Annotated in this window: 27 protein-coding genes; 15 read left to right on the top strand and 12 right to left on the bottom strand. The window is 72.8% G+C overall.

Annotation, left to right across the window (positions count from 1 at the left end):
* Nucleotides 1-777, top strand: coding sequence for an enoyl-ACP reductase FabI (gene fabI / locus ACH4OW_RS36370; protein WP_030021378.1), 777 nt, complete (start codon nucleotides 1-3; stop codon nucleotides 775-777).
* Nucleotides 778-864: 87 nt separating this feature from the next.
* Here fabI and ACH4OW_RS36365 read toward each other — a convergent pair whose 3' ends face one another.
* On the bottom strand, nucleotides 865-1548 hold the full coding sequence (locus ACH4OW_RS36365) for a FadR/GntR family transcriptional regulator (protein ID WP_398032665.1): 684 nt from the start codon (nucleotides 1546-1548) through the stop codon (nucleotides 865-867).
* A 144-nt stretch (nucleotides 1549-1692) separates the two neighbouring features.
* Between ACH4OW_RS36365 and ACH4OW_RS36360 the strand changes: the two genes are divergently transcribed.
* The 4 genes from ACH4OW_RS36360 to ACH4OW_RS36345 all read left to right on the top strand — a co-directional run bounded on the left by ACH4OW_RS36360 (nucleotide 1693) and on the right by ACH4OW_RS36345 (nucleotide 4173).
* Nucleotides 1693-3042 carry a CynX/NimT family MFS transporter gene (locus ACH4OW_RS36360; protein WP_398032662.1) on the top strand — a complete coding sequence of 450 codons (1350 nt, stop codon included), beginning with the start codon at nucleotides 1693-1695 and terminating at the stop codon, nucleotides 3040-3042.
* 4 nt (nucleotides 3043-3046) lie between these two features.
* The gene (locus ACH4OW_RS36355; RefSeq protein ID WP_360139443.1) at nucleotides 3047-3163 is read left to right on the top strand and encodes an SGM_5486 family transporter-associated protein; all 117 of its coding nucleotides are present in this window, start codon (nucleotides 3047-3049) and stop codon (nucleotides 3161-3163) included.
* 183 nt (nucleotides 3164-3346) lie between these two features.
* Nucleotides 3347-3556, top strand: a complete 210-nt coding sequence (locus tag ACH4OW_RS36350) for a hypothetical protein (RefSeq protein ID WP_360139440.1) — start codon at nucleotides 3347-3349, stop codon at nucleotides 3554-3556.
* A 98-nt stretch (nucleotides 3557-3654) separates the two neighbouring features.
* Nucleotides 3655-4173, top strand: a complete 519-nt coding sequence (locus tag ACH4OW_RS36345) for a histidine phosphatase family protein (RefSeq protein WP_360139437.1) — start codon at nucleotides 3655-3657, stop codon at nucleotides 4171-4173.
* A 148-nt stretch (nucleotides 4174-4321) separates the two neighbouring features.
* Here the strand turns inward: ACH4OW_RS36345 and serB are convergent, their stop codons facing one another.
* Both serB and ACH4OW_RS36335 read right to left on the bottom strand, forming a co-directional pair.
* Entirely contained in the window at nucleotides 4322-5569 is a 1248-nt protein-coding gene (gene serB, locus ACH4OW_RS36340) for a phosphoserine phosphatase SerB (RefSeq protein ID WP_360139434.1), read from the bottom strand.
* Between the two features lie 82 nt (nucleotides 5570-5651).
* Nucleotides 5652-7439, bottom strand: coding sequence for a streptophobe family protein (locus ACH4OW_RS36335; RefSeq protein ID WP_398032658.1), 1788 nt, complete (start codon nucleotides 7437-7439; stop codon nucleotides 5652-5654).
* A 229-nt stretch (nucleotides 7440-7668) separates the two neighbouring features.
* Between ACH4OW_RS36335 and ACH4OW_RS36330 the strand changes: the two genes are divergently transcribed.
* The gene (locus tag ACH4OW_RS36330; RefSeq protein ID WP_360139428.1) at nucleotides 7669-10281 is read left to right on the top strand and encodes an FHA domain-containing protein; all 2613 of its coding nucleotides are present in this window, start codon (nucleotides 7669-7671) and stop codon (nucleotides 10279-10281) included.
* A gap of 70 nt (nucleotides 10282-10351) precedes the next feature.
* Here ACH4OW_RS36330 and ACH4OW_RS36325 read toward each other — a convergent pair whose 3' ends face one another.
* The 4 genes from ACH4OW_RS36325 to ACH4OW_RS36310 all read right to left on the bottom strand — a co-directional run bounded on the left by ACH4OW_RS36325 (nucleotide 10352) and on the right by ACH4OW_RS36310 (nucleotide 14000).
* The gene (locus ACH4OW_RS36325) at nucleotides 10352-11080 is read right to left on the bottom strand and encodes a transglycosylase SLT domain-containing protein (protein ID WP_398032655.1); all 729 of its coding nucleotides are present in this window, start codon (nucleotides 11078-11080) and stop codon (nucleotides 10352-10354) included.
* 364 nt (nucleotides 11081-11444) lie between these two features.
* On the bottom strand, nucleotides 11445-12146 hold the full coding sequence (locus ACH4OW_RS36320) for a nitroreductase family protein (protein ID WP_360139422.1): 702 nt from the start codon (nucleotides 12144-12146) through the stop codon (nucleotides 11445-11447).
* A 16-nt stretch (nucleotides 12147-12162) separates the two neighbouring features.
* On the bottom strand, nucleotides 12163-13281 hold the full coding sequence (locus ACH4OW_RS36315; protein WP_398032650.1) for an S-adenosylmethionine:tRNA ribosyltransferase-isomerase: 1119 nt from the start codon (nucleotides 13279-13281) through the stop codon (nucleotides 12163-12165).
* A complete protein-coding gene (locus ACH4OW_RS36310) occupies nucleotides 13278-14000 on the bottom strand; it encodes an SDR family NAD(P)-dependent oxidoreductase (RefSeq protein WP_398032647.1) in 723 nt (240 codons plus the stop codon). The genes ACH4OW_RS36315 and ACH4OW_RS36310 overlap by 4 nt, the downstream gene beginning before the upstream one ends.
* Nucleotides 14001-14184: 184 nt before the next feature.
* Between ACH4OW_RS36310 and ACH4OW_RS36305 the strand changes: the two genes are divergently transcribed.
* The 4 genes from ACH4OW_RS36305 (at nucleotide 14185) to ACH4OW_RS36290 (ending at nucleotide 16780) form a co-directional block, all read left to right on the top strand.
* Nucleotides 14185-15360, top strand: coding sequence for a GAF domain-containing sensor histidine kinase (locus ACH4OW_RS36305; RefSeq protein WP_398032644.1), 1176 nt, complete (start codon nucleotides 14185-14187; stop codon nucleotides 15358-15360).
* Nucleotides 15353-16000 carry a response regulator gene (locus tag ACH4OW_RS36300; protein ID WP_398032641.1) on the top strand — a complete coding sequence of 216 codons (648 nt, stop codon included), beginning with the start codon at nucleotides 15353-15355 and terminating at the stop codon, nucleotides 15998-16000. Before ACH4OW_RS36305 ends, ACH4OW_RS36300 begins: the two co-directional genes overlap by 8 nt.
* Before the next feature lie 181 nt (nucleotides 16001-16181).
* Nucleotides 16182-16421: a chaplin gene (locus tag ACH4OW_RS36295; RefSeq protein WP_360139407.1), complete on the top strand. Its 240-nt coding sequence runs from the start codon at nucleotides 16182-16184 to the stop codon at nucleotides 16419-16421.
* A gap of 113 nt (nucleotides 16422-16534) precedes the next feature.
* Nucleotides 16535-16780: a chaplin gene (locus tag ACH4OW_RS36290; protein WP_398032638.1), complete on the top strand. Its 246-nt coding sequence runs from the start codon at nucleotides 16535-16537 to the stop codon at nucleotides 16778-16780.
* Nucleotides 16781-16947: 167 nt separating this feature from the next.
* Here ACH4OW_RS36290 and ACH4OW_RS36285 read toward each other — a convergent pair whose 3' ends face one another.
* On the bottom strand, nucleotides 16948-17781 hold the full coding sequence (locus tag ACH4OW_RS36285) for a hypothetical protein (protein ID WP_398032636.1): 834 nt from the start codon (nucleotides 17779-17781) through the stop codon (nucleotides 16948-16950).
* A 90-nt stretch (nucleotides 17782-17871) separates the two neighbouring features.
* On the opposite strand from ACH4OW_RS36285, the gene ACH4OW_RS36280 reads away from it, so the two are divergent.
* The 4 genes from ACH4OW_RS36280 to ACH4OW_RS36265 all read left to right on the top strand — a co-directional run bounded on the left by ACH4OW_RS36280 (nucleotide 17872) and on the right by ACH4OW_RS36265 (nucleotide 21155).
* Entirely contained in the window at nucleotides 17872-18681 is an 810-nt protein-coding gene (locus ACH4OW_RS36280; protein ID WP_360139398.1) for an ABC transporter ATP-binding protein, read from the top strand.
* Between the two features lie 80 nt (nucleotides 18682-18761).
* On the top strand, nucleotides 18762-19172 hold the full coding sequence (locus ACH4OW_RS36275; RefSeq protein ID WP_360139495.1) for an NfeD family protein: 411 nt from the start codon (nucleotides 18762-18764) through the stop codon (nucleotides 19170-19172).
* Between the two features lie 139 nt (nucleotides 19173-19311).
* The gene (locus ACH4OW_RS36270) at nucleotides 19312-20262 is read left to right on the top strand and encodes an SPFH domain-containing protein (protein WP_030372182.1); all 951 of its coding nucleotides are present in this window, start codon (nucleotides 19312-19314) and stop codon (nucleotides 20260-20262) included.
* A gap of 125 nt (nucleotides 20263-20387) precedes the next feature.
* Complete coding sequence (locus ACH4OW_RS36265; RefSeq protein WP_398032632.1) at nucleotides 20388-21155, top strand: sulfite exporter TauE/SafE family protein; 768 nt, start codon at nucleotides 20388-20390, stop codon at nucleotides 21153-21155.
* Here the strand turns inward: ACH4OW_RS36265 and ACH4OW_RS36260 are convergent.
* The 3 genes from ACH4OW_RS36260 to ACH4OW_RS36250 form a co-directional block, all read right to left on the bottom strand.
* Nucleotides 21133-21657 (bottom strand): HNH endonuclease, encoded by a 525-nt coding sequence (locus tag ACH4OW_RS36260; RefSeq protein WP_360139391.1) that lies wholly within the window; start codon nucleotides 21655-21657, stop codon nucleotides 21133-21135. The two genes, ACH4OW_RS36265 and ACH4OW_RS36260, sit on opposite strands and share 23 nt — an antisense overlap.
* 473 nt (nucleotides 21658-22130) lie before the next feature.
* On the bottom strand, nucleotides 22131-22670 hold the full coding sequence (locus ACH4OW_RS36255) for a YbhB/YbcL family Raf kinase inhibitor-like protein (protein ID WP_360139388.1): 540 nt from the start codon (nucleotides 22668-22670) through the stop codon (nucleotides 22131-22133).
* Between the two features lie 43 nt (nucleotides 22671-22713).
* The gene (locus ACH4OW_RS36250; protein WP_360139385.1) at nucleotides 22714-23496 is read right to left on the bottom strand and encodes a sporulation protein; all 783 of its coding nucleotides are present in this window, start codon (nucleotides 23494-23496) and stop codon (nucleotides 22714-22716) included.
* Nucleotides 23497-23683: 187 nt separating this feature from the next.
* Here ACH4OW_RS36250 and ACH4OW_RS36245 point away from each other — a divergent pair, with 187 nt between their 5' ends.
* A complete protein-coding gene (locus tag ACH4OW_RS36245) occupies nucleotides 23684-24337 on the top strand; it encodes a DNA-3-methyladenine glycosylase (RefSeq protein ID WP_360139382.1) in 654 nt (217 codons plus the stop codon).
* A 187-nt stretch (nucleotides 24338-24524) separates the two neighbouring features.
* Here the strand turns inward: ACH4OW_RS36245 and ACH4OW_RS36240 are convergent.
* Nucleotides 24525-24762: hypothetical protein (locus ACH4OW_RS36240; RefSeq protein ID WP_398032627.1), on the bottom strand; the 238-nt coding region annotated here is incomplete at its 5' end.

Genomic DNA, 24762 nt, shown 5'->3' with positions numbered 1-24762 from the left:
ATGAGTGGAATCCTCGCAGGCAAGCGCATTCTGGTCACCGGAGTCCTCACGGACGCCTCGATCGCCTTTCATGTCGCCAAGCTGGCTCAGGAGGAGGGCGCCGAGGTCGTGCTGACCGGGTTCGGCCGGCTCTCCCTCGTCGAGCGCATCGCCAAGCGGCTGCCGAAGCCCGCTCCGGTCATCGAGCTGGACGTGCAGAACAAGGAGCACCTGGACGGCCTGGCCGCCAAGGTCACCGAGCACTTCGGCGACGACCAGCTCGACGGTGTCGTGCACTCCATCGGCTTCGCCCCGCAGGACGCGCTGGGCGGCAACTTCCTGAACACGGAGTGGGAGTCGGTCGCCACGGCCGTCGAGGTCTCCGCGTATTCGCTCAAGGCCCTGACGATGGCGCTGCTCCCGCTGCTGGAGAAGCGCGGCGGCTCGGTCGTCGGCATGGACTTCGACGCGCAGATGGCCTGGCCGAAGTACGACTGGATGGGCGTGTCCAAGGCGGCGCTGGAGGCCACCTCCCGCTACCTCGCCCGTGACCTGGGCCCGAAGAACATCCGCTGCAACCTGGTCTCGGCGGGTCCGATCAAGTCGATGGCGGCCCGCTCCATCCCCGGCTTCGAGGAGCTGACGGACGTGTGGTCCACCCGCGCGCCGATCGGCTGGGACCTGACCGACCCGGAGCCGGCCGGCCGCGGTGTCGTCGCCCTGCTCTCCGACTGGTTCCCCAAGACCACCGGCGAGATCGTGCACGTCGACGGCGGCGTGCACATGATGGGTGCCTGACACGCCCCGTAAGCGCCTGAAACGCCGCACACGCTGCCCGTCCCGGCCCGCCGGGGCGGGCAGCGCGCGTTGATACGGGGGTATGGCTCAGCCGCCGCTCCGGGCGCCGAGCCGGCAGCCGAAGGGGTGCGCGCCCGCCTCGGTCGCGGCCAGTTCGTGGTCGCCGGCCCGGATCGCCGCCACCAGCCGCGCGTGGTCCACGTGCGCCTCGGGCCGCAGCACGTCGCCCACGTCGGCGCGCAGGAATTCGCGCAGTACGCCGCCGAGGTCGGCGTACAGCTCGGCCAGTACGTCGTTGTGCGAGGCCGCGACGACCGCCATGTGCAGTGTCGCGTCGGCCTCCACGAAGGCGGTCGCCGCGCCGGACTCCCAGGCCCGCTCGCGCCGGTCCAGCGCGGCGTCGAGCTGCCGCAGGTCCTGGTCGGTGCGGCGCCGGGCGGCCAGCCTGGCCGCCGTCGCCTCCAGCGCGCTGCGCAGTTCGGCGACGTGCTCCGGGTCGGCGTCCGCGAAGCGCCGGTTCATCACCCCGGCCAGCTCGCTGGTCGCCGCGACGTAGGTGCCCGAGCCCTGGCGGATGTCGAGCAGGCCGTTGTGGGCCAGCGCGCGTACGGCCTCGCGGACGGTGTTGCGGGCCACGCCGAGCTGTTCGACCAGCTCGGGTTCGGTCGGGATGCGGGAGCCCACCGGCCATTCGCCGGAGGTGATCTGCGACCGCAGCTGCGCGATCACCTGGTCCGCCAGTGCGGAGCGCCGGGGCGCGGTCAGAGGCATGTCAGTGCTCCTGGGGTACGGGGGCCGGGGGTCCGGCGGGGGGCACCGCGTGAGGATAGCGAGTGCCGGGGCGCGGAGGGCCGGCGGAACCCGGGCGCATAAACAGTGGACAGCCATTCATCCCATGATTCTATGATGCTGTTCATGACAGACGACTCCCTCGCGACCCTCGGCCCCGGCAGCGCGGCCCCGGACGCCCCGCAGGAGCGGCTTCCGGGAGCGAGCCCCGGAGCGGCCGCGACGCCGGAACAGGGCCGCGCCCCGGCCGCCCGGCGAGGGCTGCCGTTCCGCGTGCTCGCCGGCCTGGTGCTGGCCGCCCTCAACCTCCGCCCGGCCATCACCAGCCTCGGCCCCCTCATGGCGGAGGTACGGTCCGGGCTCGGCATGAGCGCGACCGTCGCCGGGCTGCTCACGTCCGTACCGGCCCTGTGCTTCGCCGTCTTCGGCTTCGCCGCGCCCCGGCTGGCCCGGCGCTTCGGCCCCGGCGCCGTCGTCTGCGCCGGCCTGGCCGTCATCGCCGTGGGCGTCGTCGTACGCCCCTTCGCCGGCGGCACCCCGGGCTTCCTCGCCGCCACCGCGCTGGCCCTGGCGGGCATCGCGGTCGGCAACGTGCTGCTGCCGGTGGTCATCAAGACCTGGTTCCCCGACCGCGTCGGCCCGCTGACCGGCCTCTACTCGATGTCCCTGGCCCTGGGCACCTCGCTCGCCGCCGCGCTCACCGTCCCCGTCACGGCCGCGCTCGGCGGCAGCTGGCAGGCGGGGCTCGCGGTGTGGGCGGTGGTCGCCGTCGTCGCCGCGCCGACCTGGCTGGTGATCGTGCGCGGCCGGCGGCGTACCCGCATACCGGGCGCGGCACAGGCGGCGCCGGACGCCGGACCCGCGCCGCGGGACCCCGCGCCGGGCCTGCGCGTCACCACGTCGCCCACCGCCTGGGCGCTGGCCGTCTTCTTCGGCCTCCAGGCCACCGCCGCGTACATCACCATGGGCTGGATGGCGCAGATCTTCCGCGACGCCGGGGTCTCGGCGGGCGCCGCGGGCGTACTGCTCGCCGCCACCATGGCGGTGGGCGTACCGCTGTCCTTCGTCCTGCCGCGGGTGGCCGCCCGGATGCGGCACCAGGGCCCCCTCGCCGTGGGCCTCGGCATGTGCGGGCTGGCCGGGTACGCCGGCCTGTGGCTGGCCCCGGCCGCCGGAGCCTGGGCCTGGGCCCTGCTGCTGGGCGTCTCCAACTGCTCCTTCCCGCTGGCCCTGACGATGATCGGGATGCGGGCGCGCAGCGCCGACGGCGTCGTACGGCTGTCCGCCTTCGCGCAGAGTGCCGGCTACCTGATCTCCATACCCGGGCCGCTCCTGGTGGCCACGCTCTACCAGCACACCGGCGGCTGGGGAGCGCCGATCGCGCTGATGGCCGGGCTGATGGTGCCGCAGATGGCGGTGGGGGTGCTCGCCGGCCGGGACCGCCGGGTGGAGGACGAGGCGAGGGTGCGACACTGAACCCATGCCAGTGCTCGAACCCAATCCGCCGGGCGGACAGAAGAAGCTCCTCATCGTGCTGGGCGTGATGCTCGGCGTGACCGCGGTCATCGCCGTCGTCGCGAGCCTCGCCTCTCCCTGACGCGGCCCGGGGGTGGGGTAAACCCCACCGTCCCCTAGGGGGCCAGGCTCAGGGGGAAGTGGGTGGCGTACCGGGTGGGAACGGCCGCTGCGGGCACGTAGGTTCGCAGTACACCGTGCCGCTGCGGTGGGCGCGGCCGCATCACGCGGCCGCGCCGCCCCACGAATCCCCGGAGGCCCTCAGATGTCCGCCGCGTCCAGCAGGCCGTCCGTCCCCCGTGGCCGGGGCGTGCGCACCGGCCTGCCGTGGTGGGCCCTGGCCCTCGCCGTCGTCTCCTTCGTCACGCTGCTCTGCGTGATGGCGGCACCGTCCTCGGCGCACGCGGTGAGCCCGTCCCAGAGCCTGGCACCGGTGCTCGAATTCTTCGCGCGGCTCGCCGGCATCGCCTCCTGAGGGCCGCTGCCCGGGCCGGGGCGGAGCGGGTTCACCCTGCGGGGGGAGCGCCCCAACACCTCGCGCCGCGCGCCGCGTTTCATGCGAAGCTGGGACACATGAGCGCCGAAACACCTCGCCGGATTGTCCTTCTCCGCCATGCCAAGGCCGACTGGTCGCAGGAGAGCGACCACGAGCGCCCCCTCGCGGAACGCGGCCGCAAGGACGCCCCGGCTGCCGGTCACTGGCTGGCCGGAGCCGGGATCACCCCCGACCTGACCCTGTGCTCGACCGCTGCGCGTACGCGCGAGACGTGGAAGCTCGTCGTGGGCGAGCTGCCGCAGCGCCCCAGGACCGTCTACGACGAGCGGCTGTACGAAGCCTCCCTCGGCGAACTGATCGCCGTGCTGAACGAGACCTCCGACGACGTCCACGACCTGATGCTGGTCGGGCACAACCCCGGCATGCACGGGCTCGCCGACGCGCTGGCAGGCGAAGCGGAGGGCGACCTGCTGGCCCGGATGAACCGCAGCGGCTTTCCCACCTCCTCGATCGCCGTGCTGACCTTCACCGGCTCCTGGAAGACGGTCGAGCACGGCGTCGGCCGCCTGGTGTCCTTCTGGGCGCCGCACGCCTGAGCCGGCGAGAGCCTGTGCCGTGACCCGGCAGCTGTGACCCGGCCGCCGTGATCCGGCCGCCGTGATCCGGCCGCCGTGACGGACGAGGGCTCCGGCGCCTGGGCGCGCCGGAGCCCTCACCTGTATGCGGGTCTCGTGGGTACGGGTCTCAGTCGTCGTGGGTGTCCGCCGCCTCGACCTCTTCGCGGGTGATGCCCAGCAGGTAGAGGACGGTGTCCAGGAACGGCACGTTCACCGCGGTGTGCGCGGCCTGGCGGACCAGCGGCTTGGCGTTGAAGGCCACGCCCAGCCCCGCCGCGTTGAGCATGTCCAGGTCGTTGGCGCCGTCGCCGATCGCGACGGTCTGGGCCAGCGGCACCCCGGCCTCGTGCGCGAAGCGGCGCAGCAGCCGGGCCTTGCCCGCCCGGTCCACGATCTCGCCGGTCACCTTGCCGGTGAGCTTCCCGTCGACGATCTCCAGCGTGTTGGCGGACGCGAAGTCGAGCCCCAGCTCCTCCTGGAGCGCGTCGGTGACCTGGGTGAACCCGCCCGACACGACGCCGACTTGGTACCCGAGGTGCTTGAGGGTGCGCACCAGCGTCCGCGCGCCGGGAGTCAGCCGTACCTCCTTGCGCACCATGTCCACGACCGACGCGTCCAGCCCCGCCAGGAGCGCGACGCGGGCGTGCAGCGACTGCTCGAAGTCCAGCTCGCCGCGCATCGCCGCGGCCGTGACCTCGGCGACCTCCGGCTCGCAGCCCGCGTGCGCCGCGAACAGCTCGATGACCTCGTCCTGGATGAGGGTGGAGTCGACGTCCATGACGACGAGGCGCTGGGCGCGGCGCTGGAGGCCGGAGGCGACCACCGCGACGTCCACGCCGAGCGCGGCCGCCTCTATGGCCAGCGTGGTGCGCAGGGTGTCCGTGGCGGCGCCGGAGACGGCGAACTCCACGGCGGTGACGGGGTACTTGGCCAGCCGGAAGATCCGGTCGATGTTGGCGCCGGTGCCGGTGATCGCGGCGGCGATGGCGGCGGTGGACTCCGCGGTGAGCGGGTGGCCGAGCACGGTGACGTGCGAGCGGCCGAGGCCGCGCGGCAGGTTGTCGCCGGTGCCGGAGATGATCTCGGCCTGGAGGTTCAGCGACTCGGCCCAGCTGTGCACGGTGGCGCGCAGGTCGCCCTCGGTGGCGCCGGACGCGCCGCCGGCCGGGGCGGGGGAGGTGACCAGGGCGCACAGGACGATGCGGCCGCGGGTCACCACCTGCTCGATGTCGACGACGTCGACGGAGTAAGCGGCGAGGGTGTCGAAGAGTCCGGCGGTGATGCCGGGCCGGTCCTTTCCGAAGATCTTGACGAGAAGGGTCGGTACGTCATCGCCCGGTACGGCGGTGGCAGGCGGGATCTGCGATGCGCTCATGGTGCTCTTACGGTAACCAACCCGCACCGGACCCCGTACAGGTGTCCGTGGTACGGACGCTTCCCCCGTGCGGCCGCAGCTCTCAGCGCCTGCCTCCCGGGCGCCCGGGAGGCGGTGGCTCGTCGGGCGGATCGTCCCACCGCCCACGCGGCCTGCCGCGCGGCTTCGGCGGCGCCGCGGGCCGCGGGGGAGGGGGCGGCAGGCGCAGGCCGCGTTCGGTCGGCGCGGAATCCGGGGACGGCTGCTGCGGGGAGGGCTGCTCCGGGGACGACTGCTCCGGTGGCGGGCGCAGGTACGGGTTCGTGTCGGCGTTCGGGGGCCGGTAGGAGGGGGAGGGGCGGTACGGCCCCGGGCCGTAGGCGGCGCCGGGGTGGTCGCGGGGCTCTTGCCGGGCGTATCCCGGGGTGCCGCTCTGCGCGGCACGGCCCTGGCCGTACCCGTACCCCTGCGTATCCGCCGGTGCCGGCGCCGCGCGCTCCGGCAGCCGTACCGCTCGCCGACCCGCCGCCCCGGTCGCGCAGGCCGGCAGTGCCCCTACGAGCCCCGCTGCCGCGCCCCACGCGGCCCCCAGCGCGAACGCCGGGGCGATGCTGCCGCGCAGCTCCAGACCGGCCCCGAAGGCGTCGATCCCGAAGACCGACAGGCTCGCGTTCGCCGAGACGCCGGTCAGGTGCACCAGCAGCGGCAGCGTGAGCGCGGACAGCGCCCCGAGCCGTACCGCGCAGCGCAGCGCGAACGGCAGCGTCCTGGCGCCGTCGCGCGGTGTGCGGACCGCCGTGAACACACCCGCCAGCAGCATCATCAGCGCGGCGGCGACCGGCAGCAGCCAGGCCCGCCCGTCCAGCTCGGCGAGCCGCCCGATGGTCAGCGGCGCGTCGTCGCGCCCGTCCAGCAGCCGGTCCAAGGGGTCGGGCAGGAACCGGGTGAGGACGCCGGACGCGCTGCCGTACCAGGGGACGAAGAGGCCCAGCGGAATCGCGAGCCATACGCCGTTCGGGGCGGCGAGCAGCGCGGCGCCCAGCACCCGGCGCGGATGGTCGTCACCGGCGGCCGCGTACCCGGCCGCCGCCAAGCCGGCGACCACCGCGATCAGCAGCACGGTGACCAGCGCCGATGCCGCGGGCCGCACGACCCGGTGCAGGGCGTCCAGCGCGCGGGGCAGCGGCGCCCGCCGGGCCGCCAGCAGCGTGATGGCCAGGACGCCGAGCACCCACAGCGCGCCGCCCACCAGAGAGGCCCCGGTGTTCACCGCGAACCCGACGGACGCCTCGGCGCCCGCGAGGTCGGCGAGCCGGTCCGCCAGCCCCCCGGAGCCACTGTCACCGAGCCCGAGGCCCTCCCGGAGCTTGTCGAGCAGACCGCCGTCGCCGCCCCCGCCGGAGCTCCCGCCGCCCGCGAGCCCGCCCAGCCCGGCCAGCGTCTTGCCGTCGATCGTTACGGAGTCGTGTCCGGCCCAGGCCAGGAAGGCCAGCAGCGCGACGAAGAGCAGCGCCAACATCCCCGCCCTGGCGGCCAGTTCGCCGCCGCGTACGGTCGCGCCGACCCGCCGCAGCGAGCGCGCGAACACCCACCCCAGCACCAGGGCGCCCACCAGGCTCACGCCCAACGGCGCGAAGTCAACGGCGGATCCGGCCGCCTGTCCCGACAGCCCGAAGGCGCTCACGTCGCCCGACGGCGTCACCGACCCGCCGGCCGCCAGCACCACCGCCGCGGCCGTCATCGGGCCGAGCGCCGCCGCCGTGTCCGCGCCCAGCAGGTGCAGCCCCAGCGCCGCCACCCCGGCCATCGCCAGAAACGCCCAGCTGACCGCGGCGACGGCGGACAGGACGACGTCGCCCCAGCGGATCCGTGCGGTGTCCCCGGCGGTCATCGACAGCCCCCCGATCCGTCCGAGTCGCCCCAAACGCGCCCGATCCCATGATCCGTGCGCATCCATGGGTGCTTACCACTGTCCGTTGGTGTTTCGCCGCCGTCAACGGAAGGGGTCGAGACCTTGCCAGGCCCGGTTTTTGGCTCCGGGCACCGTGCCTGAAATAGTTCCTCACGATGTTCGCCATCCCTAGACTTCCCATACAGGGCGTCACTCGGGGGACTATGTAATGGGGCATGGAGTGCCTGAACTCGTACTCGAATTGAACGGACGGACCTGGACGCTCGACCCGTCCCGGTCCTACAGCCTGGGCCGTGATCCGCAGGGGGACATGGTGCTGGACGACGCCAGGGTCTCCTGGCGCCACGCCACCGTGCGCTGGGGCGGACGCAGTTGGGTCATCGAAGACCAGGGCAGCACCAACGGCACGTACGTCCAGGGACAGCGGATCCACCAGCTGGAGATCGGTCCCGGCTCGGCGGTGCACCTCGGCAACGCCACGGACGGCCCCCGGCTGACCCTGTCGGGCAGCGCCGCGCCCGCCGCCGGTGTCCACAGCGCGCAGACCGCGATGGCTCCGCCGCAGGCCCATCAGGCCCCGCAGCACCAGGCCCCGCAGCATCAGGGCGGTCCCGGCTGGGCCGCGCCGCCGCAGGCCCAGCAGCCGCCGTTCCACCAGGCGCCCGCCCACCAGGTTCCGCAGCAGCAGGGCTGGAACCAGCCGCCCCAGGCCCCGTACGCCCCGCAGCAGCCGCCCCAGGGCCGGCCCCCCGTGGCGCAGCAGCCTCCCGTGGCCCAGCAGCCCCCGGCCGACCGGGAGCGCGCCGCCGCCCCGCCGGTCTACGGCGACCGCAGCCCGACCACCTTCCACCGCCTCGACCTCGGCCGCGTCATGCGCATCGGCCGCGCGCTGGAGAACGAGCTGGTCGTCTCCGACCTCCAGGTCTCCCGGCACCACGCCGAGTTCCGGGCCACGCCCGACGGTCGCTTCGAGATACACGACCTCGGCAGCCACAACGGCACGTACATCAACGGCCAGCCGGTCCCCAAGTCCGGCAAGGCGCCGGTCGGCCCGAACGACATCATCGGCGTCGGCCACTCCACGTTCCGGCTGGTCGGCGACCGGCTGGAGGAGTTCGTCGACACCGGCGAGGTCTCCTTCTCGGCCCGCCACCTGACCGTGACCGTCGACGGCGGCAAGCAGATCCTCAAGGACGTCTCCTTCGGCGTCCCGGAGAAGTCGCTGGTCGCGGTCATCGGCCCGTCGGGCTCCGGCAAGTCCACCCTGCTCAAGGCGCTGACCGGCTACCGGCCCGCCGACCAGGGCGACGTCCTCTACGACAACCGCAACCTCTACAAGCAGTTCGCCGAGCTGCGCCAGCGCATCGGCCTGGTCCCGCAGGACGACATCCTCCACAAGGAGCTGACCGTCCAGAAGGCCCTCAAGTACGCGGCCAAGCTGCGCTTCCCCGGCGACACCGCCGAGGCCGAGCGCACCGCCCGGATCGACGAGGTGCTGCGCGAGCTCAAGCTGGACGTCCACAAGGACAAGAAGGTCACCTCCCTGTCCGGCGGCCAGCGCAAGCGCGTCTCGGTCGCCCTGGAGCTGCTGACCAAGCCGTCCCTGATCTTCCTGGACGAGCCGACCTCCGGCCTGGACCCGGGCATGGACCGCGACGTCATGCAGCTGCTGCGCGGCCTCGCCGACGACGGCCGCACGGTCCTGGTGGTCACCCACTCCGTCGCCGAGCTGGCACTGTGCGACAAGCTGCTGGTGATGGCGCCCGGCGGCGGCGTGGCCTACTTCGGCCCGCCGGAGGAGGCGCTGAACTTCTTCCAGTACGACTCCTGGGCGGACGTCTTCTCCGCCTTCGAGAACTACCGCGACTACGACTGGATGGGCCGCTGGCGCGGCTCCCCGCACTACCAGATGTACGCCGCTGACATCGACGCCGTCGCCCCGCAGTCGGTCTCGGTCCAGGCACCCCCGGTCCGGATGCAGAAGTCGCAGAGCTGGGGCTCGCAGCTGTGGACCCTGATGCGGCGCTACGTCTCCGTGCTCGCCTCCGACCGCGGCTTCCTCGGCCTGATGCTGATCCTGCCGGCGGTGCTCGGCGTGGTCTCCATCCTCATCCCCAGCCAGTACGGCCTGGCGTACGGGCCGAAGGGCCCCAACCGCGACGCCAGCACGATCATGCTGATCCTCGCGGTCGGCATGTGCTTCTCGGGCGCCGCCAACTCGGTCCGCGAGCTGATCAAGGAGCGGGTCATCTACGAGCGGGAACGGGCCACCGGCCTGTCGCGCTCCGCGTACCTGATGTCCAAGGTGATCGTGCTCGGGGTGGTCACCGCGGTCCAGGGCGTGATCATCGCGGCGATCGGCTTCACCCCGCGCAAGATGCCCGCCGAGGGCGTGCTGTTCAAGGACCTGCCGGCCGTCGAGATGGCGCTCGCCGTCATCGCGCTCGGCTTCACCTCGATGATGTTCGGCCTGATCATCTCGGCGCTGGTCAAGACCGCGGAGAAGACCATGCCGCTGCTGGTCATGTTCGCCATCGTCCAGGTCGTCTTCACCGGCGTGCTCTTCCAGCTGTTCGACACCGTCGGCGTCGCCCAGGTGGCCTGGCTGATGCCGTCGCGCTGGGCGGTGGCCGCGATGGGCGCGACCGCCGACATGAACACGCTGCTGCCGTGGGAGGCGGGCAACCCCGACCCGCTGTGGAAGCACGAGGCGAGCGTCTACGGCATGGACCTGGTCATCCTCCTGGCGCTCGGCGTGGCCCTGGCCTTCGTCGTGGCCCGGCTGCTGCGCCGCCACGAGCCCGAGGTCATGCGCAAGTAACGCGCCGACGGCAACCGCCGAGGGGCGGCACCCGTTGCGGGTGCCGCCCCTCGGCGCGTGTGCGTACGGCTCAGTACGCGGAGTTCACGTTGTCCATGGAGCCGTAGGTCGCGGCCGCGTAGTTGCAGGCGGCGACGATGTTGGCGACCGGGTCGAAGATGTCCCAGGAGGTGCCCTCGACGTGGTACGCCTGGAAGGTCGGGTCGATCACCTGGAGCAGGCCCTTGGACGGGGTGCCCTGCTGCGCGTTGGAGTCGTAGCCGTTGACGGCCTGCGGGTTGCCGGTCGACTCGCGCATGATGTTGCGGTACAGACCGTCGTAGGAGCCGGGGATGCCGTGCTTCTGCATGACGTCCAGCGACTCGCGGATCCAGCCGTCCAGGTCGTTGCTGTACGTCTTCGGGGCGGGCGCGGCGGCGCGGTCGGCGGACCGGCTGGCGGCCTCCTGGTCCTTGCGCTCCTGCTCGGCCTTGGCCTTGGCGTCGGCCTCCTCCTTGGCCTTGGCCTCGTCCGCGGCCTTCTTCTTGGCGTCGGCGGCGTCCTTCTCGGCCTGCTGGGCGGAGGCGTCCGCCTGCTTGGTGATGCTGTCCTGCTGGGCCTTGGCGGCGTCGTCGACGGCGCTGAACGCGACCGGCTTGACGTTCTGGGCGCCCGCCTTGTCGTGGCCCTGCTCGGCGCCGGCCGAACCCGGGACGACGGCGAAGACCAGGGCGGCGGCACCGGCTGCGGCGACGCCGGCGGCCGAGAGCTTGTGCGTCCGGTTCAGGCGGGCGTAGCCGGGGATGGCGTGCTTGGGCATGCGGAGTCAGACCTCTTCCAATGGGGAGCGCCGCTGTGGCCGGGAAAGGCGGTGTAACGCCGAGATCTGTCCACGGCGCCGAGCGACGGGAGTCATTGTTAGCGGCCGGAAATTCGCCGAGCAAAGAGCCGATATACGATCGCGGGTAGTGGAACCCGGCGCGCGGATATCGCGTCAGCCATGGGTTCACCCCGTCGTCATCCCCGGGTACGCCCCAGGTCTACCCCGTATCGGCCAAAGGTCGTACGGGTCGCGCAAAGCCACTAGGGGTGTTCGTAAGTGACCTGGGTCCTATGTGCGGCGTCACACCGGGCAACGGGTTTAGTTGCCCGGCGTGATTGCACTCGCACACTGTGTCAGTGCATTAGATCTCCACCATGACCTGGTCCAGGGACTTACGGACCAGATCCGGTACCCGGCAGTCCTCGGCCGGATATCCCACCGGAATCACCGCGAACGCCTTCTCGTTCGCCGGCCGCCCCAGCACCTCCTGGAGGAAGCGCATCGGGCTCGGCGTGTGCACCAGCGCGGCCAGGCCCGACAGGTGCAGCGCGGACAGCAGCATGCCGACCGCGATGCCCACCGACTCGTCCACGTAATAGTGCTTGTGCCTGGCCCCGTCCTCGCCCAGCCAGTAGCGCTGCTGGAAGACCACGATCAGGTGGGGCGCGTCGGTCAGGTGCGGCTTGACCTCGTCCGTACCCAGCGGGCGCAGCGCCGCCAGCCACTCCTCGCCGAGCCGCCCCCCGTAGGAGATCCGCTCCTCTTCCTCCGCCGCCTCCCGTATGCGGCGCCGCGTGTGCTCGTCCTTGACCAGGACGAACGTCCAGGGCTGCTGGTGCGCCCCGGAGGGCGCGGTGGCCGCGCAGGCGATGGCGTCCTTCACCACCTGCTCCGGCACCGGATCGGCGGAGAACTGCCGTACGGTCCGCCGCCGGTCCATCCGCTCGCGCAGCTCGGCGGCGCGGGCCAGCGATTCGCCGGCGGGCAGCCGCTCCGGGCGGTACGGCACCGACCGGTAGGGATCGCCGTGGGTCGGTGTCCAGTTCCTCGTTGGTGTCGACATGCTCCGAGTCTGGAGTTCAGGACGGCACGACGAGGTGGAGATCCCCGAACTCGTGCCACAGGTACCGGTGCCGCACGGCCTCCGCGTACGCCCGGCACAGCGCGTCCCCGAAGGCCGCGCCGCCCGCGGCCGCCCGCCCGACCGCCTCCAGCATCAGCAGGTGCGACGCCTGCGGCTCGTGCAGCCCGGTCAGCAGCCCGTCCACCGCCCGCACCCCGCGCTCCGGGGTGACCACCAGCTCCGTCCACCCGGACGCCGCCCGGATCCGCCCGTCCACGCCGGCCGCCGTCTCCAGCGCCCGCACGGCCGTGGTACCGACCGCGATGACCTTGCCGCCGCCCGCCCTCGCCGCGTTGACCTGCCACGCCGTCGACGGCGGCACCTCGAAGCGCTCCGGGTACGGCGGCTCGTACGCCTCCGCCGACGCCACGCCCGTGTGCAGCACCACCGGCGCGATCTGCACGCCCCCGCTCACCAGCCGGGCCACCAGGGAAGGGGTGAAGGGCCGGGCCGCGCTCGGCATCTCCGCGCTGCCGCCGCCGTCCGGCGAGTTCACCGCGAACACCGTCTGGTACGCGGCCAGCGGCTGGTCCCGGTCCGTGTAGCCGTACCGGATCGGCCGCCCGTACCGGCGCAGCACGTCCGTGACCGGCTTCCCCGACACCCGCGCCCACCACAGCCGTACGCCCCCGGGGTCCACCGGCGCCCGCAGCTCCAGCCGCGCCCCGCCCGGCAGCCGCACCACCGTCCCGGCCGGGCCGCCCGCCCGCTGCCGGGTGCTGCCGCGGCCGTCCGGCGTCCGCAGCTCCACCGCCCAGTCCCCGGCCGCCGCCTCCGGCCGCGGATACCGCTCGTCCGCCCGCGTCGAGAAGTGCACCACCACCGGCTCGCCCCGGCCGCGCCCGTCCCCGACCCGGCCGTCGAGCGCCGCCGGAAGCGTGCGCGAGGTGTTCACCACCAGCACGTCCCCGGCCGACAGCAGCCGAGGCAGCTCACCGAACGCGTGGTGCGCCGGCTCCGCCGTGCCCCGGCTGACCAGGAGCCGCACCCCGTCCCGGCCCCGGCCCGCCGCGCGCTGCTCGGCCGGCTCCCGGGCCGACAGCTCCGGCGGCACCCGCAGCACCCCGGCGGTCACCGCGCACCGTCCAGGAGGCCGGGCGCCCCGTACCGCCCGCTGGCCGCACCGGCGTCCAGCAGCCGCAGCAGCGCGGGCACGACGGTCTCGGGCAGCGGACGCCCGGAGCCGTCGTCGTCGGGCACGGCCGCCGCGTACAGCTCCGTCCGCATGTCGCCGGGGTCAACCCACCACACCCGCAGCCCCGGCTCCTCGACCGCCAGCACCGCCGAGAGCTGGTCGAGCGCCGCCTTCGCCGCCCCGTACCCGCCCCAGGTCTCGTACGCCTCGGCCGCCGCGTCCGAACTGATGTTGAGCACGGCGCCACCGAGCGCCGCCGCCCCGTAGAGAGAGGAGGCCCGCAGCAGCGGCAGCGCCTCCTGTACGAGCCCCAGCGGCGCCACCACATTGACCTCCAGCGCCGCACGCAGCCCGCCCAGCGCATGCTCCTCCAGCCGCACCAGCGGCTCGGCACCCAGCACACTCGCGTTGTTCACCAGCAGATCCAGCCCGCCCAGCTCCCGGGCGGCGGCCACCAGCCCCGCCCGGTGCCCGGCGTCCGCCACGTCCCCCGGCAGCGCCACCACCCGCGCGCCCGCCCGGCGCATCCCTCGCGCCGCGTCCTCCAGCGGCCCGGCCGACCTGGCGTCCACCACCAGATCCCAGCCACGCCCGGCCAGCGCCGCGCCCAGCGCGCGCCCCAGCCCCTTCGATGCCCCCGTGATGACTGCCACCGGCATGAGCCCGTACCGCCTCTCCGCTCCGACGTGCGTCCGTACAGCCCACGCTAGGAACCGGACGGCCCCGGCCACCTCGGGCAGCGGGCGGGAGGACCCAGGGCACTTCGGCCTAGTCCCGCCGACCTAAGCGAGGGCCGCCGGTGGTCCGATACGGAGGGGCCCGCCCCGCCGGTAACGTGAAGCCATGACCAACGGACCGGGAGACGCACACGGCCCTGGAGACGGGCCCGGCGCCGGGATTCCCGCCGTGAGCAGCGCCATCCTCGCCATGAGCAGGCACCTGGAGGTGCGCGACGTCCTCAAGACGATCGTCGCCTCCGCCCGCGAACTGCTCGACGCCGAGTACGCCGCCCTCGGGGTGCCCGACGACCACGGCGGCTTCGCCCAGTTCGTGGTCGACGGCGTCAGCGAGGAGCAGTGGAAGGCCATCGGCCCGCTGCCGCGCCAGCACGGCATCCTCGCCGCGATGCTGCACAACGCCACCCCCGAGCGGCTCGCCGACGTCCGCGCCGACCCGCGCTTCGGCGGCTGGCCCGCCGCCCACCCGGACATGTCCGACTTCATCGGCCTGCCGGTCGCCGACGGCGACGAGATCCTCGGCGCGCTCTTCCTCGCCAACAAGAGGTGCCCCAAGCCCGCCGGCGGCTGCGGCTTCACCTCCGAGGACGAACGGCTGCTCGGCATCCTCGCCCAGCACGCCGCCATCGCCCTGACCAACGCCCGCCTGTACGAGCGCAGCCGCGAGCTGACCATCGCGGGGGAACGCGCCCGGCTCGCCCACGAACTGCACGACGCCGTCGCCCAGAAACTCTTCTCGCTGCGACTGACCGCGCAGGCCGCCACCGCCCTCGTCGACCGCGATCCGGCGCGCGCCAAGGGCGAGTTGCAGCAGGTCGCCGCCCTCGCCGCGGAGGCCGCCGACGAACTGCGCGCCGCCGTCGTCGAATTGCGGCCCGCCGCCCTGGACGAGGACGGCCTCGTCGCCACCCTGCGCTCCCAGGCCCAGGTCCTGGACCGCGCCCACCACGCCCACGTCACCTTCGAGGCCCAGGGCGTACGCGCCCTGCCCGCCGCCCAGGAGGAGGCGCTGCTCAGGGTCGCCCAGGAGGCACTGCACAACGCCCTGCGGCACGCCGGCGCCGACCGGGTCGAGGTGGCCCTCGTACGGCGCGGCCAAGGCGCGCTGCTGCGCGTCGCCGACGACGGCCGGGGCTTCGACACCGGCGCCGTGCGCCGCGCCGGCCGGCACCTGGGCCTGGTGTCGATGCGTGACCGGGCGAGCGGCGTCGGTGGCCGGCTCACCGTGGAATCGGAGCCCGGCAAGGGCACCGCTGTCGAGATGGAGGTACCCGGTGGGTGACACCGGAGCGATCAGGGTCCTGTTGGTCGACGACCACCAGGTGGTCCGCCGCGGGCTGCGCACCTTCCTGGAGGTCCAGGACGACATCGAGGTGGTGGGGGAGGCGTCCGACGGCGCCGAGGGCATCGCCGCCGCCGAACGGCTGCGCCCGGACGTCGTGCTGATGGACGTCAAGATGCCCGGCATGGACGGCATCGAGGCGCTCCGCAAGCTGCGCGAAGTGGACAACGCGGCCCGGGTGCTGGTCGTCACCAGCTTCACCGAGCAGCGCACCGTCGTCCCGGCGCTCCGCGCGGGCGCAGCGGGCTACGTCTACAAGGACGTGGACCCGGACGCGCTGGCCGGCGCCATCCGCTCCGTGCACGCCGGGCACGTCCTCCTCCAGCCCGAGGTGGCCGGCGCGCTGCTCGCCCAGGAGGAGGGCAACAACGGCCACGGCCGCGGCACGTCGCTGACCGACCGGGAGCGCGAGGTGCTCGGCCTGATAGCGGACGGCCGCTCCAACCGCGAGATCGCGCGTGCGCTGGTGCTGTCCGAGAAGACCGTCAAGACGCACGTCTCGAACATCCTCATGAAACTCGACCTGGCCGACCGTACCCAGGCCGCCCTGTGGGCGGTCCGGCACGGCATCGGCGCCTGACACCCGGGACACCCGGCCCGGTCCGACTATCAGGGCGCGGGCCGGTCCGCCGTCATCCCATCCGAGATTCATACCGTCGGGTGGACGTCACCCAAGTGGCGCAACCCGACCGGCGCCCGGCCGTTCTCCATGGCGTGCCGCGGAACTCGACCGCGGCCGTCGTAAGGAGAGGTCGAGAGAAGTGAAGAACATCAAGAGGGCCGTGGCCGTCACGATCGCGACGGGCGGACTCGCCGTCGCCGGTGCCGGTATCGCCTCCGCGCAGGGCATTGCACAGGGCGGCGCCGTGAACTCCCCCGGCGTCGCCTCCGGCAACCTGCTCCAGGTCCCGGTGCACGTCCCGGTCAACGTCACCGGCAACACCGTGACGGTCATCGGCGCCCTGAACCCGGCCTTCGGCAACCGCAGCCACAACTCCTGACCGCCTCCGCGCGACAGGCCGGCCCGGCCACCCACCCCCGACGGGCCGGCCACCGCAGGGCATCCGACAACCACCACCCCGCGGCCCAGCGCCGCTATGTGAGGAACACTCCTATGAACACCGTCAAGAAGGCCGCCCTCGTCCTCGCCACCGCCGGTCTCGCCGCCGGTGCCGCCGCAGGTACCGCGGCCGCCACGGGGCACGCCCACGCCAACGGCGCGGCCGTCAATTCCCCCGGCGTCCTCTCGGGCAACCTCGTGCAGGTCCCGGTGGACGTGCCCGTGAACGTCTCCGGCAACAGCATCAACGTCGTGGGTGTCCTCAACCCGACCCACCACAACGCCTCCGCCAACCACTGAGGCACGGCCACCGCACCACGGCCACCAAGTCACGGCATCCCCGGACCGCGTCAGCACCCGCGTCACCCGGAAGGCCCCGCCCGACCGCCCCCGGTCGGCCGGGGCCTTCCCCGTACGGCAGTGGTCCCGGCCGGGGGACGGTCCCGGCCGGGGGAGGGCACCGGCTCTCAGCCCCGGCGCCGCTCCGCCTCCTCCACGTACGCGTTGTACGCCGCCACCTGGGCCCGCCGGGCCGTACGCTCCACCGGGCGCAGTGCCTCGGACCGCGCCGCTATCTCGGACGCGCTCACCGCCCCGCCGTGCTCCCGCCCGTCACCGCCGGCGCCCCGCGCGATACCGACGAGCGCGCCGACCCGCTGGGCCAGCTCCAGCACCCGCACCGCCCGCGGCGGGTAGCCGGGCGCCAGCACCTGCCGCCCCGCCTCGGCCCGCGCGCGATACGCCTCCAGCGCCGCCTGGGCGACCGGCCCCGACCCGGCCACGTCCAGCCTCGCGAGCACCTCGGTCGCCTCCCGGAGGGCCTCCGCCAGCTCCCGCTCCGCCTCGCCGAGCGAGGGCACGTCCGCCGGCGGCGCGTCCCGTATCGCCAGGCAGTGCCAGACCACCTCCACATGCACGTCCGCGCGGGACACCGCGGCCTCCCGCGCCGCGTCCCCCGGCCCGGACTCGGACACCTCGGGGACCAGCCCCAGCGCCGCGCCGGACACCAGCACCGCTTCCCCGGCCTCCAGCGCCCGCGCGTTGAACTCCGGCGGGCCGCTCAGCCCCAGCGGGTGCCCCGGCACCGGCAGCGCCACCCGCAGGCCGGACGCGCCCAGCGCCCGCAGCCGCCCCAGCGCGAGCGTCAGCCCGACCGGGCCCGGCTCCCCGGGCAGGCCCCGCACGCGGTGCACCGCGTCGTCGTCCGCGATCCGCTGCGCGGCTTCATCAGGTGAGACAAGTCCGGCCAACAGGGCATTTCCCCACGCGGCCAGCCGTCCCGAACGAGGTTCGTCGAGCATGCCCCCCAGCCTAAGGACAGGCACTGACATCGAGTGGCGTAGGTTTGCAGGGGGGAGGCGCCCACAGGCGCACGAGACGACCGAGATGCAATGGGAGACAACGCGCTCATGAGCGATGTGCTGGAGCTGGTGGACGTATCCGTGGTCCGCGAAGGACGGGCTCTGGTGGACCAGGTCTCCTGGTCGGTCAAGGAAGGCGAGCGCTGGGTGATCCTCGGCCCGAACGGCGCCGGCAAGACCACCCTGCTCAACGTCGCCTCCAGCTACGTCTTCCCGAGCACCGGAACCACCTCGATCCTCGGCGAGACCCTCGGCAAGGTCGACGTCTTCGACCTGCGCCCCCGCATCGGCATCGCCGGCATCGCGCTCGCCGACAAGCTGCCGCGCAGCCAGACCGTCCTGCAGACCGTGCTCACCGCCGCGTACGGCATGACCGCCGGCTGGCGCGAGCAGTACGAGGACGTCGACGAGCAGCGCGCCCGCGCCTTCCTCGACCGCCTCGGCATGAACGAGTACCTCGACCGGAAGTTCGGCACCCTCTCCGAGGGCGAGCGCAAGCGCACCCTCATCGCCCGCGCGATGATGACCGACCCCGAACTGCTGCTCCTGGACGAGCCGGCGGCCGGCCTCGACCTCGGCGGCCGCGAGGACCTCGTACGCCGCCTCGGCCGCCTCGCGCGCGACCCCTACGCGCCCTCCATGGTCATGGTCACCCACCACGTCGAGGAGATCCCGCCGGGCTTCACCCACGTCCTGATGATCCGCCAGGGCAAGGTGCTCGCCGCCGGACCGCTCGACCTGGAGCTGACCTCCAGCAACCTCTCCCACTGCTTCGGCCTCCCGCTGGTCGTCGAGCGGCACGGCGACCGCTGGACCGCCCAGGGCCTGCCGCTCGCCTGAGCCAAACCGCCCTGTTCCCGGCCGGACGGCCCCTGTCCCGGGCCGTCCGGCGGATCTACCATGAAGGCGTGGATCCATGGGTGTGGTGGCTCGTCGCCGCCGTAGGACTGGGCATTCCGCTCGTCGTGACCGCGATGCCCGAGTTCGGGATGCTCGCGGTCGGCGCCGTCGCCGGCGCCGTCACCGCGGGCCTCGGCGGTGGCACGGTCGCGCAGTTCGTCGTCTTCGCCGCCGTATCGGTCGCGCTCATCGCGGTGGTGCGGCCCATCGCCAACCGCCACCGCAGCCAACGCCCGCAGCTGGCCTCGGGCATCGACGCCCTCAAGGGCCGCTCCGCCACCGTCCTGGAACGGGTCGACGGCGCGGGCGGCCGCGTCAAGCTGGGCGGCGAGGTCTGGTCCGCCCGCGCGCTCGACGCCGACCAGGTGTACGAACCGGGCCAGAAGGTGGACGTGGTGGAGATCGAGGGCGCCACCGCGGTCGTCATGTGAGAGTTCAAGCCAGTCGTCGTACGACCGGACGGATGCGCCGAACCGCCTGCGTGGCGGCCGGTCGCTCTGGAAGACTCGATCAAGCCAAGGGCCGGCACGGACCGGCGCAGCCAGTAACCGAGGGGCACCGGGAGCCGCAGTGGAACCGATCATCATCGTCCTGATCATCCTGGTGGTGCTCGTTTTCATCGCACTCATCAAAACGATCCAGGTCATCCCCCAGGCCAGCGCCGCCATCGTCGAGCGCTTCGGCCGCTACACCCGCACGCTCAACGCGGGCCTGAACATCGTCGTGCCGTTCATCGACTCCATCCGCAACCGCATCGACCTGCGCGAACAGGTCGTCCCGTTCCCGCCGCAGCCGGTGATCACCCAGGACAACCTGGTCGTGAACATCGACACCGTCATCTACTACCAGGTGACCGACGCGCGCGCCGCGACGTACGAGGTCGCCAGCTACATCCAGGCGATCGAGCAGCTGACCGTCACGACCCTGCGCAACATCATCGGCGGCATGGACCTGGAGCGGACCCTGACCTCCCGCGAGGAGATCAACGCGGCGCTGCGCGGCGTCCTGGACGAGGCCACCGGCAAGTGGGGCATCCGCGTCAACCGCGTCGAGCTCAAGGCGATCGAGCCGCCGACCTCCATCCAGGACTCGATGGAGAAGCAGATGCGCGCCGACCGTGACAAGCGCGCCGCGATCCTCCAGGCCGAAGGTGTCCGGCAGTCCCAGATCCTCACCGCCGAGGGCGAGAAGCAGTCCTCGATCCTGCGCGCCGAAGGTGAGGCCAAGGCCGCCGCGCTGCGCGCCGAGGGCGAGGCCCAGGCGATCCGGGTGGTCTTCGAGTCCATCCACGCCGGCGACCCGGACCAGAAGCTGCTGTCCTACCAGTACCTCCAGATGCTGCCGAAGATCGCCGAGGGCGACGCCAACAAGCTCTGGATCGTGCCCAGCGAGATCGGCGACGCCCTCAAGGGCCTCGGCGGCGCCATCAACAGCTTCAACCCCGCGGGCGGCGGCGCCCCGGCGGCCGGCCCCGGCATGACCAAGTCCGCCCCGCACCGCGAACAGCCGCCCATCGACTGACCCCGGCTCCCTCCAGGGCCCGTTCCCGCAGCACCGTCCCGTGTGCTGTGCCGGGAACGGGCCCTGGTGCATGATCAGGCGGACGGCCGATCACGGCCCGCACCGATCAGGTACGAGGAGTCCGCATGACCGTCTGGGAAGCGCTCGCCGTCTTCGCGGCGGGCGGCGCCGCCGGCGCGATCAACGTCGTCGTCGGCTCCGGCACCCTGATCACCTTCCCCGTCCTGCTCGCCACCGGCCTGCCCCCGGTCACCGCCAACGTCTCCAACACCCTCGGCCTGGTGCCAGGTTCGCTCAGCGGCGCCATCGGCTACCGCCGCGAACTGGCCGGCCAGCGCGACCGCGTCCTGCGGTTCGCGGCCACGGCGCTGGCCGGCGGCCTGCTGGGCGCGGCGCTGCTCCTGGTCCTGCCCTCCGAGGCTTTCGACGCGATCGTGCCCGCCCTGATCGCCGTCGCCCTGGTCCTCGTGGTGCTCCAACCCCGCCTCGCCGCCGCCCTGCGCGCCCGCCGGGAACGCAACGGCACCACCGCCCGTACGGACGGTGGTGCCCTGCTGCTCACCGGACTTTTCTTCGCGAGCGTGTACGGCGGCTACTTCGGCGCCGCCCAGGGAGTCATCTACCTCTCCCTGATGGGCCTGCTGCTCAGCGACGACCTCCAGCGCCTCAACGCCGTCAAGAACGTCCTGACCCTGCTCGTCAACGCCGTCGCGGCGCTCTTCTTCCTCTTCGCCGCGCGCTTCGACTGGCTCGCCGTCGTCCTCATCGCCACCGGCTCGGCCCTCGGCGGCCTGATCGGCGCACGGATCGGCCGCCGGCTGCCGCCGGCCGTACTGCGCGGGGTCATCGTCGTCGTCGGCCTCGCCGCGATCACCCAGCTGCTGCTGGACTGACCTCCGGCAGCCCCAGCCATTCGGGCAGCTCTTCCCGTACGGAACCGGCCAGCGCCGCCACCAGCGCGTCGGCCGGCGTCGGCTCGAACGGCCGCTTCAGCAGCCGCATCCCCGCCTGCTCCGGCGTACGGTCCGCCTTGCGGTGATTGTCCTCCGCACAGGAGGCGACCGTGTTCAGCCAGGTGTCCCCGCCGCCGCGCGACCTCGGCACGATGTGGTCCACGGTCGTCGCCCGCCGCCCGCAGTACGCGCACCGGTGCTGGTCCCGTACGAGCACACCCCGCCGCGACCAGGCGGCCTGTCTTCGGAACGGCACCCGTACGTACCGGCTGAGCCGGATCACCTGTGGCACCGGCACCTCCACCGCGGCGGCCCGTATCCGCAGCCCCGGATGCGCCTGCTCGACGACCGCCTTGTCCTGCATCACCAGCACCACGGCGCGCCGCAGCGACACCGTCGCCAGCGGCTCGAAGCTCGCATTGAGCACCAGTGTCTCGCGCATCCCGTCCACCTCCCGGTCCCCGTTCGCCGCTCGGCGAAGTGGCTCCACTGTGCAGGTCCAGTGATCCCCCGGACAACGCAATTTCCGCACGCCACAAGGGAGATGGGAGGTGAGCGGCAAGTGAAGAGACGGGTGCGGAACCGGTACGCGGGGGGAGCGGAGGCAGCCCGCCGCGGCGCGAAGCGGGCGGCACGCCCCGGGGCCCCACCCCCGTGCGTTCGCCGGGACCCCGGAGCGTATGGCAGCCGACGCGGCCGTCCGACACGAGAGCGGACTCCGGCAGGCGGCGGGCGACACACCTGCGCCCCACCGCCTCCGCCGCTGCGGTGCCGACTGCCCGACGGCCGTAGTGCGGAGCCGTTTGCCGGCCGTGTACCACTGTGCGAGCAGGAACGCCGGGGCGCAACGCATTTAGAGCCGGTGCCCGGCCCCCGAAGGGACCGGACACCGGCTCCGTCTGCCCGGCGTTGCGCTCAGCTTCCGGCGGGCACCTCGTACTCGCCGATCAGCTGGGCACGGCCGATCGCGTGGAACCGCAGGTTGAAGCCGACCACGGCCGGCGTCGCGGACGCGTCCGGGCCCAGCTTCTCCTGGTCCACCGCGTACACGGTGAAGACGTAGCGGTGCGGCCCGTCACCGGGCGGCGGCGCCGCACCCGTGAAGTCGGGCGAACCCGCGTCATTGCGCACGTGCACGGCGCCTTCCGGCAGCCCCTTCATGTCACCCGAGCCGGCACCCGCGGGCAGCTCCGTGACCGACGCGGGAATGTCGAACACCGACCAGTGCCAGAAACCGCTGCCGGTCGGCGCGTCCGGGTCGAAGCAGGTGACGGCGTAGCTGCGGGTCCCCTCCGGCGCGCCCTCCCAGCGCAGGTGCGGCGAGGTGTTGCCCTCGGCCTGCACCTGCGCCGACGGGAGCGGGCCGCCGTCGGTCACCTCGTCGCTCACCACGGTGAACCCGGCCACCGGCGGATGGAAATCGTGCGGGAGCGGCCGGCGCTTGAGCTCGGACACCTGGGCACCTCCTGAGTCGCTTGCTGACACCTGTCCGGCCAGGTTAGAGCCAGTTCCGCTTGCCGCCGACCTCGGCCAGCCACTGGTTGAGGTACGCCGTCCAGTCGGTCGCCTCGAAGCCGTTGAGCGGGACCACGAAGGAGCGGTACGTGTCGCTGCCCTCGCTGAAGAGACCGGGCTTCTTGTCCATCTCCAGCACCACGTCCATCTCGCGGTCGTCCGCGACGAAGGACAGCTCCACCTGGTTGAGGCCGCGGTACTGCTGTGGCGCGTGGAACTCGATCTCCTGGTAGAACGGCAGCCGCTGCCGCGTGTCGCGGATGTGCCCCTGCTCCAGGTCCGCGCTCTTGAACCGGAACCCGAGCCGGCCGAACGCGTCCAGGATGGCCTGCTGCGCGGGGAGCGGGTGGACGTTGACCGGATCGAGGTCGCCGGAGTCCACCGCGCGGGCGATCTCCAGCTCCGTCGTCACGCCCACGTGCATCCCGCGCAGCTCCTGCCCGAGGAACATCGTCACGGGCGTCTCCCAGGGGATCTCCAGCCCGAACGGCACCGTATGCACGGCACCCGCCTGCACCTCGAAGGCGCCGCCCAGCCGCAGCTTGGTGAACTCGACGTCCTTCTTGTACTCCTGGTCCCCGCTCTCCACCTCGACCTTGGCCTGGAGCCCGACGGAGAGCCCCTCGATCTGCTGGGCGACCGAACCGCCCTGAATCCGCACCTCGCCCTGCACGATGCCGCCCGGCACGACGTTCTCCTCGAAGAGCACCGTCTCCACCGACGCGCCTCCGGCTCCCAAGCTGGCCAGCAGCTTCTTGAACCCCATGGTGCTCGTCCTCCCCAGGCTTGTGCCTGTACCTCGTGTGATGCGCCGCGAACTCGGCCCGGCCCGATCCCTACCCACGCGAGAAGGCGCGGTCCGGTTCCGTGCGCCCCACCTTCCCAACCGGGACACCCCGCGGGCCAGTCGCCCGCAGGGTGCTTCGCGTCGCTCTCCGTTACCCTTGATCCGCATGATCGTCGCACCGGACCGCCGACCCCTCACGCGGGACTTCTTCGACCGTCCCGTCCTCGACGTCGCGCCTGAGCTGCTCGGCCGCACACTCGTACGCCGTACTCCGCAGGGCCCGATGGAACTGCGCATCACGGAGGTCGAGGCCTACAACGGGTCATCCGACCCCGGCTCGCACGCCTACCGAGGACGCACCGCGCGCAACGCCTCGATGTTCGGCCCGCCGGGCCACGCGTACGTGTACTTCATTTACGGCATGTGGTTCAGCCTCAACCTGGTCTGCAACTCCGAGGGCACCGCCAGCGGTGTCCTGCTGCGAGCCGGCGAGGTGCTCACCGGTACGCAGCAGGCGGCCGAGCGCCGGCCCAAGGCGCGCAACAACCGCGAGCTGGCCAAGGGCCCGGCCCGGCTGGCGACCGCCCTCGACATCGACCGCTCCCTGGACGGTACGGACATCTGCTCCACCGACCCCGACCAGCCGCTCACCGTGCTGCACGGCCATCCGGCGGACACCGCCGAGGTGCTCAACGGGCCGCGCACGGGCATCAGCGGCGAGGGCGCCGTCCACCCCTGGCGCTTCTGGATCGACGGCGACCCGACCGTCAGCCCGTACCGCGCGCATGTGCCGCGCAAGCGCCGGAGCAGGGCTGCTTGACTCCGCCCGCCCGACCGCCTAACGTGGCCCGAGCCGCTTGAAACGGGCAGCGCTGTCTGCGCAGGCCGTCGGGCGACGCAAACCCACTACCTACGAACGATCACCCCGGCGGGGTCCTGTTTCGCTTGCCGAAATTCGACGCCACGGCTCGATTATGAGCCGGACGGGAATTCGACTAACGTAGTGATCACGCCGAAAGGCGTAAACAACCCCGCCGACGGGGAATCGGAAATGAATGCGGCACGGCAACGGACTGCACATCGGATCTGATAGAGTCGGAAAGGCCGAAAAGCGAAAGCCGGACGGCCATCCCGCTCCAACAGGGGCCGGAACGGAAAGCGGAAACGCCGAACGGATCTGGTAAGGTTGGAACCGCGAAGAAGCCGAAAGGCCGAAACGCACCGGCGAAAATCAGGACCGCGAGG

This window comes from Streptomyces sp. NPDC017056 (assembly GCF_044332485.1).
Taxonomy (GTDB): domain Bacteria; phylum Actinomycetota; class Actinomycetes; order Streptomycetales; family Streptomycetaceae; genus Streptomyces.
This window is presented reverse-complemented; position numbering and strand designations above follow the sequence as displayed.

Coding starts and splice junctions, on each gene's coding strand:
- ACH4OW_RS36325 (WP_398032655.1), bottom strand. CDS start 11,080: ATGCCCAAGCACGCCATCCCCGGCTACGCCCGCCTGAACCGGACGCAC.
- ACH4OW_RS36260 (WP_360139391.1), bottom strand. CDS start 21,657: ATGCGCGAGACACTGGTGCTCAATGCGAGCTTCGAGCCGCTGGCGACG.
- ACH4OW_RS36285 (WP_398032636.1), bottom strand. CDS start 17,781: ATGCTCGACGAACCTCGTTCGGGACGGCTGGCCGCGTGGGGAAATGCC.
- ACH4OW_RS36320 (WP_360139422.1), bottom strand. CDS start 12,146: ATGTCGACACCAACGAGGAACTGGACACCGACCCACGGCGATCCCTAC.
- ACH4OW_RS36365 (WP_398032665.1), bottom strand. CDS start 1,548: ATGCCTCTGACCGCGCCCCGGCGCTCCGCACTGGCGGACCAGGTGATC.
- ACH4OW_RS36310 (WP_398032647.1), bottom strand. CDS start 14,000: ATGCCGGTGGCAGTCATCACGGGGGCATCGAAGGGGCTGGGGCGCGCG.
- ACH4OW_RS36305 (WP_398032644.1), top strand. CDS start 14,185: ATGACCAACGGACCGGGAGACGCACACGGCCCTGGAGACGGGCCCGGC.
- ACH4OW_RS36355 (WP_360139443.1), top strand. CDS start 3,047: ATGCCAGTGCTCGAACCCAATCCGCCGGGCGGACAGAAGAAGCTCCTC.
- ACH4OW_RS36290 (WP_398032638.1), top strand. CDS start 16,535: ATGAACACCGTCAAGAAGGCCGCCCTCGTCCTCGCCACCGCCGGTCTC.
- ACH4OW_RS36360 (WP_398032662.1), top strand. CDS start 1,693: ATGACAGACGACTCCCTCGCGACCCTCGGCCCCGGCAGCGCGGCCCCG.
- ACH4OW_RS36280 (WP_360139398.1), top strand. CDS start 17,872: ATGGGAGACAACGCGCTCATGAGCGATGTGCTGGAGCTGGTGGACGTA.
- serB (WP_360139434.1), bottom strand. CDS start 5,569: ATGAGCGCATCGCAGATCCCGCCTGCCACCGCCGTACCGGGCGATGAC.
- ACH4OW_RS36345 (WP_360139437.1), top strand. CDS start 3,655: ATGAGCGCCGAAACACCTCGCCGGATTGTCCTTCTCCGCCATGCCAAG.
- ACH4OW_RS36250 (WP_360139385.1), bottom strand. CDS start 23,496: ATGGGGTTCAAGAAGCTGCTGGCCAGCTTGGGAGCCGGAGGCGCGTCG.
- ACH4OW_RS36335 (WP_398032658.1), bottom strand. CDS start 7,439: ATGACCGCCGGGGACACCGCACGGATCCGCTGGGGCGACGTCGTCCTG.
- ACH4OW_RS36265 (WP_398032632.1), top strand. CDS start 20,388: ATGACCGTCTGGGAAGCGCTCGCCGTCTTCGCGGCGGGCGGCGCCGCC.
- ACH4OW_RS36245 (WP_360139382.1), top strand. CDS start 23,684: ATGATCGTCGCACCGGACCGCCGACCCCTCACGCGGGACTTCTTCGAC.
- ACH4OW_RS36350 (WP_360139440.1), top strand. CDS start 3,347: ATGTCCGCCGCGTCCAGCAGGCCGTCCGTCCCCCGTGGCCGGGGCGTG.
- ACH4OW_RS36330 (WP_360139428.1), top strand. CDS start 7,669: ATGGGGCATGGAGTGCCTGAACTCGTACTCGAATTGAACGGACGGACC.
- fabI (WP_030021378.1), top strand. CDS start 1: ATGAGTGGAATCCTCGCAGGCAAGCGCATTCTGGTCACCGGAGTCCTC.